The organism is Candidatus Neomarinimicrobiota bacterium, from assembly GCA_012964825.1.
Taxonomy (GTDB): Bacteria; Fidelibacterota; Marinisomatia; order Marinisomatales; family S15-B10; genus UBA2125.
Window position 1 is genome coordinate 15,731 of the sequence record DTTI01000055.1, and the last position, 11,969, is coordinate 27,699.

14 protein-coding genes are annotated in these 11,969 nt (G+C 47.5%); 6 read left to right on the top strand and 8 right to left on the bottom strand.

The window, feature by feature from the left end:
• Window positions 1-90 precede the first annotated feature (90 nt).
• Window positions 91-1,212: an MRP family ATP-binding protein gene (locus EYO21_05455; protein HIB03253.1), complete on the bottom strand. Its 1,122-nt coding sequence runs from the start codon at window positions 1,210-1,212 to the stop codon at window positions 91-93.
• A gap of 86 nt (window positions 1,213-1,298) precedes the next feature.
• A complete protein-coding gene (locus tag EYO21_05460) occupies window positions 1,299-1,595 on the bottom strand; it encodes a ferredoxin family protein (GenBank protein HIB03254.1) in 297 nt (98 codons plus the stop codon).
• Window positions 1,596-1,799: 204 nt separating this feature from the next.
• Between EYO21_05460 and EYO21_05465 the strand changes: the two genes are divergently transcribed.
• From EYO21_05465 to EYO21_05480, 4 genes are all read left to right on the top strand, one after another.
• Complete coding sequence (locus EYO21_05465) at window positions 1,800-2,126, top strand: 4Fe-4S dicluster domain-containing protein (GenBank protein ID HIB03255.1); 327 nt, start codon at window positions 1,800-1,802, stop codon at window positions 2,124-2,126.
• 47 nt (window positions 2,127-2,173) lie between these two features.
• A complete protein-coding gene (locus tag EYO21_05470) occupies window positions 2,174-2,665 on the top strand; it encodes an MOSC domain-containing protein (protein ID HIB03256.1) in 492 nt (163 codons plus the stop codon).
• A 62-nt stretch (window positions 2,666-2,727) separates the two neighbouring features.
• Window positions 2,728-4,176, top strand: coding sequence for a hypothetical protein (locus EYO21_05475; protein HIB03257.1), 1,449 nt, complete (start codon window positions 2,728-2,730; stop codon window positions 4,174-4,176).
• 17 nt (window positions 4,177-4,193) lie between these two features.
• The gene (locus EYO21_05480) at window positions 4,194-4,754 is read left to right on the top strand and encodes an HDIG domain-containing protein (protein HIB03258.1); all 561 of its coding nucleotides are present in this window, start codon (window positions 4,194-4,196) and stop codon (window positions 4,752-4,754) included.
• Window positions 4,755-4,774: 20 nt separating this feature from the next.
• On the opposite strand, the gene EYO21_05485 is transcribed toward EYO21_05480, so the two are convergent.
• Genes EYO21_05485 through EYO21_05510 form a run of 6 tightly spaced genes read right to left on the bottom strand, consistent with a single transcriptional unit; the run spans window position 4,775 to window position 9,058 of the window.
• Window positions 4,775-5,452, bottom strand: coding sequence for a hypothetical protein (locus tag EYO21_05485; protein ID HIB03259.1), 678 nt, complete (start codon window positions 5,450-5,452; stop codon window positions 4,775-4,777).
• A 1-nt stretch (window position 5,453) separates the two neighbouring features.
• Entirely contained in the window at window positions 5,454-5,762 is a 309-nt protein-coding gene (locus tag EYO21_05490) for a non-heme iron oxygenase ferredoxin subunit (GenBank protein ID HIB03260.1), read from the bottom strand.
• Window positions 5,759-6,688, bottom strand: coding sequence for a tRNA epoxyqueuosine(34) reductase QueG (gene queG / locus EYO21_05495; GenBank protein ID HIB03261.1), 930 nt, complete (start codon window positions 6,686-6,688; stop codon window positions 5,759-5,761). The genes EYO21_05490 and queG overlap by 4 nt, the downstream gene beginning before the upstream one ends.
• Complete coding sequence (locus tag EYO21_05500) at window positions 6,658-7,227, bottom strand: NUDIX hydrolase (protein HIB03262.1); 570 nt, start codon at window positions 7,225-7,227, stop codon at window positions 6,658-6,660. The genes queG and EYO21_05500 overlap by 31 nt, the downstream gene beginning before the upstream one ends.
• Before the next feature lie 47 nt (window positions 7,228-7,274).
• Window positions 7,275-8,036, bottom strand: coding sequence for a hypothetical protein (locus EYO21_05505; GenBank protein HIB03263.1), 762 nt, complete (start codon window positions 8,034-8,036; stop codon window positions 7,275-7,277).
• Window positions 8,037-8,086: 50 nt separating this feature from the next.
• Entirely contained in the window at window positions 8,087-9,058 is a 972-nt protein-coding gene (locus EYO21_05510) for a hypothetical protein (GenBank protein HIB03264.1), read from the bottom strand.
• 186 nt (window positions 9,059-9,244) lie between these two features.
• Between EYO21_05510 and EYO21_05515 the strand changes: the two genes are divergently transcribed.
• Both EYO21_05515 and EYO21_05520 read left to right on the top strand, forming a co-directional pair.
• Window positions 9,245-11,419 carry a hypothetical protein gene (locus EYO21_05515; protein ID HIB03265.1) on the top strand — a complete coding sequence of 725 codons (2,175 nt, stop codon included), beginning with the start codon at window positions 9,245-9,247 and terminating at the stop codon, window positions 11,417-11,419.
• Window positions 11,420-11,439: 20 nt separating this feature from the next.
• A partial coding sequence (locus EYO21_05520; protein ID HIB03266.1) for a hypothetical protein occupies window positions 11,440-11,969 on the top strand: 530 nt, incomplete at its 3' end.

The window sequence follows — 11,969 nt, forward strand, 5'->3', positions numbered from 1 at the left end:
AAGAGCGGAAACAGAGCTCCCAATAGACACAGAGTAAACGTAAGATGAAGTGTTAACATTAAAGTGAGAGGAACGAGGCTTGAGAAACGCTCAGGCTACGGCGTCCTCAATCTTGTCCACAATAAACGAAAAAGCGTGACTGATACGTGATTGTCTGTCCTTAATAACGATGGGCGTTCCTTCATCACACGCTTCCATAAGCTCCTGAGAAATAGGAATCTCGCCCAAGAGAGGAACATTTAACCTTTCACTTTCAGACTTACCGCCACCGCGCTTGAACAGATCGATCTCAAATTCAAACTTGCCATCTTTCCCAACATCCACATCTCGGAAGCCGTCCATTTCGGCAAAAGAAACCGAACCTTCGGTCATGGGATTACCGTCTTTGTCCCGTAAAAATCCGGATACGATATAGCCGGCCATATTTTCTACCACACCCAGAACAGGCGTATGAACTTTCCCAAACATATCGGCCCCTTTTCGGACGTCAGAAAGAGCCATGTCTTGCGGGGTGGTGACAATTACAGCACCGGTAATTTTGAGTTTTTGTACAAGGGTCAGTTGGATGTCACCTGTTCCCGGCGGGAGATCGAGAATCAGATAATCGAGGCTCTCCCACAGGACATCACCAAAAAACTGTTCCGTCATTCTTGACACCATGGGACCGCGCCATATGACAGGTGTGTCGTTGCCGCTTAGGAAACCAAAGGACATAACCTTCATCCCAAACTTTACCAGCGGGATCAGTTTCTTTTCAGGTGTCATGGAAGGCGTGTCATTGATCCCGAGAAGAATAGGTAAGCTGGGGCCATAAATGTCAAGATCGAGCAAACCGACAGAATAGCCGCGATTCATGAGTTCTGCGGCGATGTTTACCGCAACAGTTGATTTGCCGACTCCCCCTTTGCCGCTTGCCACGGCAATAATGTGCTTAACATCAGGTATTAATTTAGTTTGCTGTTCAGCTGTTGGTCCAGAAGCTGTCTGAGCCACTTTGATATCGACATCTGAAAAGTTTTCTTCGAGTGCCGTCTTAATCCTGCCATAAATCTCTGTCTGAGTTTCTTCGCTGGCGGAGGACATTTCAACATCAACTTTAACGGAGTCGCTTTCCACCTCAACATTTTTCACGATTCCAAAAGAGACAATGTCCCGGCTGAATCCGGGGTATTTTATTTTTTTAAGCCGTTCTATTACTTCATCTTTGGTCATTAGTTATATTCCACTAGCACGTTTACAAGACAAAAAAACGGTTGCCCAAAAATGAGCAACCGATGAAAGACCGAACTGGCTCCCGTTTAGGGTTCTTGCCCAAAGAATTGATAGTTCAGAGCAGTGTATTTCGACCATTCTTCAGGAACTTCACTTTCTTCAAAAATTGCCTCAACGGGACATTCAGGTTCGCATGCGCCACAATCGATACACTCCTCGGGGTCAATATAAAGTTGCTTTCCATCAGGGTCGAAACCATCAGCTTTCGCTTCAGCACCAATACCTTTGGGGTCTTCAGGTCCATGAATACAATCCACTGGGCATACCTCAATACAAGCTGCATCACAGACACCGACACATGGCTCAGCAATAATGTAGGTCATCTTTGCCTCCTAAAATTCTAACTACCTAAATCCATAATAATTCTTGTAAAAATTTAGCTTGAGTCAAATGACATGTGAAAACTTTTTTGAACCAATGTTTCCTGTTTTATTGTAACAGTTTATTAAAGCCCTAGTTTCTCTTTGAATGTGCAGAAGGACTAACATAATTTATAACACAAACTTCGAAAGCATTTTTCTTTTAGAATGGCAAAAGCATACGATCACTACAAACCTGTACCAGAACTTGCGAAGGATCCGGGGCGCAAGAAAAAGAAGCCAAAACTCATGGCTGTTGTGGATGAGGACAGCTGTACAGGTTGCCAAGTCTGTGTCCCTTTTTGCCCTGTTGACTGCATAGAGACTGTTTCCTACGAAAAATATAGCATACCCATCCCGCCAGTGCAGATACGATTCGATGAATGCATCGGATGCCAGATTTGCGCTCGGGTTTGTACCAAACTCACCTGGGATGCCATCAGGATGATCCCTACGGAAGAGTTTGAGGAAACTTACGGGATTACAATCTCGTAATTATTAATGCTTAAGAAATCTTTCTATTCTATTACCCGAGCAATCACATGACAGGAAAAATCGTTCATATTCACTGTAAGACAAAGACACCGGGTGAATTCGGTATCATGAAGCCGAAAGTGGAACAAGCACAGATTGCAAAGGGAGGCATCGAAGGTGATTACAACGACTTTCGAACAAATGAGAAAAATGGCGACCCCGACATGGCTCTCCTCCTCATGTCTAAAGAAACAATCAATGAACTCAATGACGAAGGCTGGCCGGTTGAAGTAGGCGATGTCGGTGAAAACATTGTTACCGAAGGAATACCCCTGGATACCTTCCAACCTGAAATGAAGTTCCAGATCGGAGAAGCATTGATTCAAATATCTTACGAATGTGAACCTTGTTACAAGTTACATAGTCTCCCTTACGTTGGAAAAGAACGCGGACCTGATTTTGTGAAAACGATAATGGGCAGAAGAGGATGGTACGCTCGAGTCTTGGAACCAGGGGAGATTTCCGTAGGTGATTTCTGTACCCTTGTTGAGGCGGACTGATCTCCTGTCTTGTTTTTCAATTTTTTCCCTCTACACAATAACATTATCCAAAATTTGACCTCATGAGCCGCCCTTCTATTATAGTGGTGGACCAGGGAACGTCCTCCACCAAGGGGTTCCTTTTTAATGAATCGCTGAAAGAGCTTCACACAGACAAAATTCGGCACACCGTCAATAGACCCCGCCGAGGGTGGGTTGAGTGCGACGCCGATGAAATATTCAACGCGTGCCACACAGTCATGGAACAGATGGCAGTTGAGGCCAATACCCGATCTTTGACAGTTGCTGCTGTTGGGATGGCTTTCCAGCGATCAACTTTTCTGTTCTGGGGAAAAGATGACGGAAAACCTCAGGCACCGGCTATGAGCTGGCAAGATTCCAGGGCCACGGGGCTGGTGAAAAACCTGTCCAGCGAATCAGCTGACATTCAACGGCGAACTGGCATCCCACTCACTGGTCATTTTGGAGGACCGAAGTATTTACACTCTTTGAGAGAAGACAATGCCATAAAAAGGGGCATTGAAAATGGTGAGTTTTTTTTTGGTTCGTTGAGCAGTTTCGTTACTCACCGCCTGACAGGGAGTAATACAATGGATCAATCCATCGCGGGCAGATCTCTAATGATGAATATATCCGCACTGGATTGGGATGACCATCTACTGAAACTTTTTGAAATAAAAGAAAATTGCCTCCCCTCCATCGTTCCTACCTGTCATAATTTCGGCACCGTTTCAATTGGTAAAAGTGAGGTGCCTCTCCTGTGTGTTATGGGAGATCAACAGGCTTCTCTTATTGGTCAAGGTCGTAGGGAAAAAGGCGATGTGGCCATGAATTTTGGGACATCCGGATCGGTGCTTGTAAACTGCGGCAAAGAACCTGTGGTGGTTCCCTCTCTCCTTAGTAACGTCCTCTTTTCTTCTAAGGATTCGATCCATTTTCTGCTGGAAGGAACCATCAACAGTGTGGCTTCTCTTTTCAAATGGTTGGAAGGGTATCTTGGAATTACCCATGATGATATGAACTGGGAGAGCCGATGCAGTGGTGAACAGGATGGTATTATGGTACCAGGTCTAAACGGCATCTCAGCACCGTACTGGACCGGTGAATTTGAGACACAGTTTTTCGGGCTAGATCAGAAATCCGAACCAAACAAAGTTGTCCGGGCGGCCATGGAATCCATCGGTTTCCTTGTTTATGATATCTGTAACGTCATCGAAAAAGAGGCAAAGATCGAATTGGTGGATATGGTCGCTTCAGGCGGCTCCTCTCGGGCACCGTTGCTGCAATTTATCGCTGATATAACTGGAACCAACGTTTCAACCACAGCAGCTAAAGACATGACCGCTCTCGGTGTGGCCCGTCTTGTGGCAAACAGCGCTTTTGGTACACCGCTGGATTCCGGACCGGAAAGACTTGAACAGTTCCGGCCAGGAATGGCCCCCGAATTGAGGGACAAAAAGATTTCCGCCTGGCGCAACGCCCTCCGTAAACTTTCTATCCTGAAAAACTGAACAGAGGAGATATGTCAATGCCAACACGGGAAGATGCCTGGCACTTGCTTTGCGAATATACCGAATCAGATTCTCTGAAACGACATGGGCTGGCCGTTGAACAGGTGATGCGAAAAATGGCTAAAAAATACGGCGAGGACAAGGAACTTTGGGGGATGACAGGATTGTTGCACGACTTCGATTATGAAAAATATCCTACCATGGAGGAGCACCCCTATGTAGGCAATAAGATCCTAAAGGAGAAAGGTTACCCTGAAGAACTGACGAATGCCATCATGGGGCATGCCAACTATACTAAAGTCCCTAGAGAAAGCCTCATGGCAAAAGCACTCTACGCTGCTGATGAGATCAGCGGATTCATCTTTGCCGTCACTTATGTGCGTCCTTCAAAATCGGTCCACGATGTAAAAGTGAAATCAGTAAAGAAAAAGCTAAAACAGAAAAGTTTTGCCGCTTCCGTCAACCGTGCAGAGGTGTACGAGGGGCCTGAAGAATTGGGTGTACCACTGGAGGAGCATATCCAGTTCATTATCGATGCATTAAAGGAAAAAGCTGAAGATTTGGGCTTAGCTGGATAAGAGGTCTTAGGCTAGAATGTTCAGTTTAGTCTCGGATCGCCAGGGGCGATAGAGCCAAACCCGCCCATTTCTTCCATTCCGATTCCACTCTCCATAAACTGTACAAGGATTTTCGCCCTAAGTGATGCATCATCCAGTTCAAGCATCTTCTGTTTCTCTTCACCTTCAATGGGAAGATGGGATGCTAGGAAATTGACAGCCATTTCGAAATCGATGGCGTCCTTAAACTCTTTGGGAATCTGAGGAAAGCCGCTCCTGGCCGACATCCGTTCAAACCCGCGAAAAACTTTTTCTTTCAATAGTTCTGTGTCCTCTTCACCTTTTGATTCCGCAATAGGCTCAAGCTCACCAATACGATAGTCATTATCTGAATCCACCTCATTGATATTCACTTTGGTGAGGCCTACAAGAAGAATGTTTGATGTGCCGTCGGAACGGTCGTTCTTGAACTCCATGTAACCAAGTGTTCCAATAGTGTGGATGGGGGGGGTCCCCTCATAATCTTTATCATATCCGGATTTTATAAGTGCCATACAAATCATTTTTTCGCCGTTCTCTGCATCAGTCACCATTTGTCTGTAACGTGGCTCAAAAATGTACAAAGGGAAAAAAGTCTTCGGATAAAAGACGACATTGGGAAGCGGAAAAATGGGCGCTGTTCCAGTAAAACCTTTTAGACGTTCTGTGAACATTCCCAAATCAATTAACCTTTATAAATATGCCTTCTGACAGATTTTCTATTTCATAAGTTCGGACAATAATGGCGTCATTCTCCACTGCCTTGCCGGTTCTGCAGTTGAATTGCCAGCCGTGCCAGGGGCAGGTGACGATGTCTCCCTCAATTTCTCCATCGCCCAGGGAACCGCCGCGATGAGGACATTTATTATCCATAGCTATAAATTCTCCATCTATATTAAAAAGGGCTACTGGTTTTTCGTCCATCATCACCACTTGGCCTGACTGTGGTAACAGGTTTGGACAGTCTAGCAGTTTCTTCCAGCCACTCATGAATTAGCTTCTATGTTGCGGGTGAAGCCTTCGAACTTAGCTCTTTTTACAGCGCTGCCTTTGAAAATGTTTTTGAAATCTTCCTTCGACAGATAACGCCAAGATTCTTCCGTCCGTTCCACAATTTCTTTTCGGGGCGCAAATGTAGCTTCTTTACTTTGCACCGAAAACTTTTCATTCCACGGACACACCTGCTGACAAATGTCACAACCGTAAATCCAGCCATGGAGATCATCGCTGTACTGCTCAGGCAAATCGCCCCTGTGCTCGATTGAGAGGTATGATATACATCGGTTGGAATCAAGGAGATAATCATCCACAATGGCATGAGTAGGACAGGCATCGATACAAGCGGTGCATGTACCGCACAGGTCATCTTCAAAGGGCTGATCCATCTCCAGTTCGCAGTCGAGAATGAGTTCACCGAGAAAAAGCCAGGAACCGTAGTCTCGGCTGATGAGATTGGTATGTTTTCCGATCCACCCAAGGCCCGCCCGTTGAGCCCACGCCTTTTCCATCACAGGTGAGGTGTCAACACATGCGATGCCCTGGACATCCGGTTGAAGCTCCTGAACAATTTGAAGAAGCTGCCTCAAACGATTCTTAAGCAACTCATGATAATCATCTCCCCAGGCATAGTTGGAGATTTTCATGTCACCTTCCGGCTCTCCGTGGTAGTAGTTCATGGCGACACAAACCACTGATTTGGCTTCAGGAAAGTAGCTCTTGATATGAGCCCTTTCGTCTTTGCGACTCACCATCCAATCCATGGTGGCGTGGTAGCCTAGACGAAGCCAATTTTCAAGGCGGGCACCATCATCGGGAGACGATTCGGCCCGCGCAATCCCCACTTTCTGGAAACCGAGCTCCAAGGCTAACTGGCGGATCGAGTTGGTCAGACTTTTTTTGTTTGAGACGGCTTCCATTGCCCCTTTAGCACTCTCTCGGCCCAGAAAAGGCCAATAACTGCCTTCACATCGGTAATCTTCCCTGATCGAACCATGCCTATGGCATCATCTAGACTTGTGGGCATCAGTTCAATGAATTCATCTTCATCACTGGTCGCTTCACTATGCTGAAGATCTTCAGCCAGGTAGAGCCACATTCTCTCATTACTGTAACCGATACAGGGATGTATCTCAGTAATAAAAGTAGTTTTCCCAGCCCTGTAACCAGTTTCCTCTTCTAGCTCACGTTGAAGCGTCTCTTCAGCCTCTTCACCTGGATCGATCTTTCCCGCCGGCAATTCTATCTCCACATCGCCCATGGGGTAGCGGAACTGCCTGATGAGAAGAATTCCCCCATCGGGGAGAACGGGGATCATCACAACGGCACCAGGATGGCGGATATATTCTCTGACAGATACTCCTCCATCAGGAAGAGAAACTTCATCCCGGCGGACGTCCAGCAGGCGCCCCGAGTAAATCTTTTCTGAAGATACTTTTGACTCGGTTAGGTCTTTCATAAGAAAAAGATGATGAAATTAGTTGTCAGAAAGGAATGATCCAGAACTTAAAAATATTCGATATAGGTAACTTTGATTTCACGATTGAAATAGCTCACTTTGTCTTCATCAAAAAGAAGATTATTAAAATGCAGATCAAGATGGAAATTTTGGAATATGGACCAGCGCAGACCAGCGTTCAAATATCCCCCCCTACTCAACGCAACTGTTTCGGCGGTCATGTTATTTTGATTGAGGGCGGCGTTGTACTCCATCAAGAATGAAAACTCAGGATTGAACTCAATATCAAATCCGGCGAAGAGATTGGGATCATCATCCTCATCAACATTTTCCGTGAAATTGTAGTTGGCCCCAAGATGTATCCCGAGATTTCCTAAGGGCGTGAGCCAGTTCTTGCTGGCAGTCAAATAAGCACCGTACCCTTTAATGTCATACCGCTTCAGGGAATCTGCATTGTTGTAATTGCCGAATCCCTGCGTATCGACACCGAAGGCGATACCCGGAAACACCACAGTTTCATCGATTAGCCGATATTTCAGAATCACCTCAGGCCGCGGATAAGGGACAGGCTCATTATCTCCAATGAGGCTACTTGCGCCGTAGGAAAGTCCAAACATGAAGCGGTCTGAGATTCCAACAGCCAGTGATGTGGTGATGCCGCCGCTTCGCTGCATCCGCATATCCGCCGCAAAAGCACCTCTCACAAGTCCGCTGGCCGTCGGTATTGTTACAAGATTGGAGGGTGGCGGGTACTCCTGTGCTGAGACAGAAATAAAAAGAGACAAAAGTGCCGCCGAGGTCAGACGCATGTCCAAGCGAATTTAACCCGCCCTTCCCCTCCGGTGCAAGGTCGGGCCGTTCAGCGATAAATTACTGGATAAAGGATCTCGCCGTCACGGCGTTCAATCTCAGTCACCCGTGCCAGTGGCAGAGTAAGCATATCACGGTCACCGGTAAGCATAAAGCGAACATATTCATTGTTAATCTGAATAAGTTCGACTTTGAGGGAATCACCGTTTTTCATGGTAATGAGATCGGGGGAGGTAAGCACTTTAGGATCCATTAGCTTTCCCATGGATTGAGCCGGATTCCACCCTTCCGCTTTCCTTATAAGAATATTTTCGATAATCTCAGAACTTTCCTCTAACCGATTGCCGGGGATATCAGTAGGAGCATCCAATGGAGACCAACCGGAGGTGATAGACTTTCTTGGTAAAGTGATACCTACACGACTCACCTCTTCACCCCTGGCATCATACTCCACCATGGTGTATTCCCGGGAGATGGGATTGAATCGGTACTTAAAGGCGCGGACAGTTTGACCGGCCAGCATGTCCGTCCACCGCTCCTCTTTTACTAAGCCCTCTTCAAAGTAGTCATATTCAATTTGGCCAAAGGGGGTGTGGTCAACAGACAGAAACTGATATAGGGAAACCTTTCCATTAGTATCATAATTGTAAACTGTTGTCCGTTCATCAAAATCTGCTAGGTTGCGGTGTGGTAAAACAATACTGATGAAAGTGGCGGACATGTCCTCCTCACCATGAATATACATTTTGGTCACATTACCTTCTCCGTCTGAAACAGCCCGCCGCCAAAGCGATCCATCTTCGTTGTATTCGTATATTTCCTGTTCAGAAATAATATTGTCTTCTCCCACTGTAATTTTGGTGCGAAGTTGGTCCTCACCATTGTAGAGTGCCTCGATGTGGGAAAACTTTCTCGCCTCGGCAGGTTTTATCTCGACGCCCCGCAAAAGGTCATTTTCCGTTTTGTAATAACGGATGTAGGAGACATCCTGCGGAGTGCCCAGTACAATCGTTATTGTCAATAACAGGGGTAGCCATTGCAAGAATCGCATCAGGAACAAAGTACACACTCCGTCATCGAGAAAAAAGTCGAAACGCTTTGACAATTTCTGAGGTTGACAACGGTAGAACCGAATAGTAACTTTGTTCCGCTCTTTCGCTCTCGGCTCGGGTGGATTGTCAAATCTTAGGACTAAATAAGAACGTAAGTGATTCAATCATTACACACCTTTTGTCTCTCAAAACCTCGACTTCCTATCACAGCACTCCTTCTACTTTTCATTCAGTCAGCTGTGTCCCAGAGTGCCCCCGATGTATTCGATAAATACACATCGGTAGGGCAACTTGGGTTGACTGTTACCAATTTCGGCGTCCTTGGGAATGGCTGGAACAGAATCAACGGCCGCATCCTCCCCTCTTCCCAATACAAACAGCACACGGAGAATCTGCGCGAACAGGTGGAACACTTCTCCTCCGCCGGGCTGTGGATCGGCGGTATCGTAAACGGTGAGCGGAGAGTCTCCACAGCTATCGTCGATGGTGTCTTTGAATCGGGACAAGAAGGCTTTGAGTTCATAGCAACGTCAGGAATGGAGATCAAGTCCTCCATCTCGTCCACCTCACAGGATTCCATGGCGAAGTTTTACTCACCTTATGCAGTCTCACACCAAGACCTCATTACGGATTTCAAGGACTTTGGTGAGAATCCATCAGACAACTTCGGCATCCCCAATCATACCCCTCTCGGCGTCTCAATCCATCTGGAAGCCTACGCCTGGAATTTCACTTATGCTGACGCTTTTGTACTCTTGAACTACACTATCACGAACCAATCCGAGGAGACCATCGAGAACATTTATACGGGGATATGGACTGATGCTTCGGTTGCGAATATGAACTATACCAACCGTTACGAACCGGGCGGCGGATTTACGTGGTATGACAATCTGGATGGATTTGACCGGTCCGTAGACGGCGGGGGCTTCACCCGCGACCTCAGCTATCAGTACGATTTGGATGGTGACGCCGGTTGGGCTGAATCGTATATCGGGCTGAAAGTACTAGGAAGTACCGTCCCTCGACCATACCTGAGATCCAACCACAATCAGTGGGTGTGGACAACCAGCACGAACACAGATTACCCCGATTTCGGCATGCCGCTTAACGACAGTGAACGATATAAACAGTTGAGCACCTCTGTCCGTCGCGGTTCAGGCGAAGCATTTACTGAGGCCGGATATCCATCCAACGCCAACAGCTGGCTGTTTATGCTTTCTACCGGTCCGCTAGGAACAGAACCGATCTCTGCAGATTCATCCAAATGGCAGCTTTCTCCGGGAAAGTCGGTGAACGTGATCTTTGCCACTGTCGCAGCAAGATGGAACGGCGGCGGTGAGGACTCCCACAATCGGCGTGCTAACTTCCACGTTAACGCCGACTGGGCGCAGAGAGCATTCGACGGCGAAGACAAGAACAGAAACAACCACCTCGATGAGGGCGAAGATATCGACTACGATGGGGAGATCGATCGATACATCCTCCCCGCTCCGCCGCCTGTACCCAATATGACGGTGGACGTGGGCGATCAGACAGTGACCGTTTACTGGGCCGATAATGCTGAGGACTTCGTTGATCCCATCAGTCGGCAGAAGGACTTTGAAGGGTACCGCGTCTACGGCGCACGGAAGACGGCCGGAGACGAAACGGCAGAATTCACCTTGCTGGCAGAATTCGACCGGTCCGATTCCACCTTTCGGCATATCGGTTACAATACTGGGTTCGATGCGGTGAGGATTACAAACGACTTCGGCGAACCCGACAGCATCGAAATTGAAGGCAATGCCTACCATTACAGATTTACGAACAATAACGTGAAAAACGGGTGGTTGAACTACTACGCCGTCACCGCCTACGATAGAGGCGATCCGGAAGCTAACCTCGGCAGTCTCGAGAGTTCACCTTATGCCAATCGAGTGTACGTCTATCCTGGCGCGAAAACAGTGACGAATAACTGGACATTGGAGCCCGGCGTCTATCCGAACCCTTATCAAGGTCAGGCGGTATGGGAGGGATATGGCAACAGAGAGCGGATGATCTGGTTTACCAATCTCCCACGGATGGCGGAGATCAGGATCTTCACGCTCGCCGGCGACCTCGTCGATGTACTCCAGCACGATTCGCCCATCTATGCCGGCGCAGACATTCAGAATATTGACCAATACAAATCTCCAAACTTTGGAGGTGGAGAACACGCCTGGGATCTGATCACCCAACACGATCAGGCCCTCGCCTCGGGACTCTACCTCTTTACAGTGGAAAATCAGGATGAAAAAAGTTCCTCTTTTGGTAAAGTAAAAGAGGGCAAGTTCCTGGTCATCAAGTAACAAACAACGGAGGACAAACTATGACTAAAGCAAAATGGTCTATGCCCTGGTTGACGGTATCCATTCTGTTACCCTTTGCGGTAGTGGCACAGGTGACGACAATCAAGGACATCCAAGAGACCAGTGACGCTTCAGGCGACTCTCCCAAGGACGGAGAAACTGTTACGATCTCAGGAATTGTGACAGCCGAATTCTGGGGAAGCTCCAATAACCGGACGTTCTTCATTCAGGATGCTGAGGAGGCGTGGAGCGGAATCATGGTCTACAATTACGACGGTTGGAACACTTTCGACTTCACGGGAGCTGACGGCGCAACGGTGAACTCCCTGGCGCTCGGCGACAGCGTGACGGTCACTGGAACGGTCGATGAATACAATAGCAAGACTGAGATCGTAGACGTCACCGCAGTGACTATACACGGCGTTGCCGATCACCTGGATCCCATTGACGTGTTAGCCTCAGCTATCAATACAGGCTCGGCCACGGCTGAGCAGTACGAAGGCGTCTTGGTACGCGTAGTTGATGCTGTCGTCGATTCGGCCGATCTCGG

What these genes read in the sequence shown, in the direction of transcription:
- EYO21_05455 (HIB03253.1), bottom strand. Translation starts at nt 1,212, where the DNA reads ATGACCAAAGATGAAGTAATAGAACGGCTTAAAAAAATAAAATACCCC.
- EYO21_05460 (HIB03254.1), bottom strand. Translation starts at nt 1,595, where the DNA reads ATGACCTACATTATTGCTGAGCCATGTGTCGGTGTCTGTGATGCAGCT.
- EYO21_05465 (HIB03255.1), top strand. Translation starts at nt 1,800, where the DNA reads ATGGCAAAAGCATACGATCACTACAAACCTGTACCAGAACTTGCGAAG.
- EYO21_05470 (HIB03256.1), top strand. Translation starts at nt 2,174, where the DNA reads ATGACAGGAAAAATCGTTCATATTCACTGTAAGACAAAGACACCGGGT.
- EYO21_05475 (HIB03257.1), top strand. Translation starts at nt 2,728, where the DNA reads ATGAGCCGCCCTTCTATTATAGTGGTGGACCAGGGAACGTCCTCCACC.
- EYO21_05480 (HIB03258.1), top strand. Translation starts at nt 4,194, where the DNA reads ATGCCAACACGGGAAGATGCCTGGCACTTGCTTTGCGAATATACCGAA.
- EYO21_05490 (HIB03260.1), bottom strand. Translation starts at nt 5,762, where the DNA reads ATGAGTGGCTGGAAGAAACTGCTAGACTGTCCAAACCTGTTACCACAG.
- queG (HIB03261.1), bottom strand. Translation starts at nt 6,688, where the DNA reads ATGGAAGCCGTCTCAAACAAAAAAAGTCTGACCAACTCGATCCGCCAG.
- EYO21_05500 (HIB03262.1), bottom strand. Translation starts at nt 7,227, where the DNA reads ATGAAAGACCTAACCGAGTCAAAAGTATCTTCAGAAAAGATTTACTCG.
- EYO21_05505 (HIB03263.1), bottom strand. Translation starts at nt 8,036, where the DNA reads ATGCGTCTGACCTCGGCGGCACTTTTGTCTCTTTTTATTTCTGTCTCA.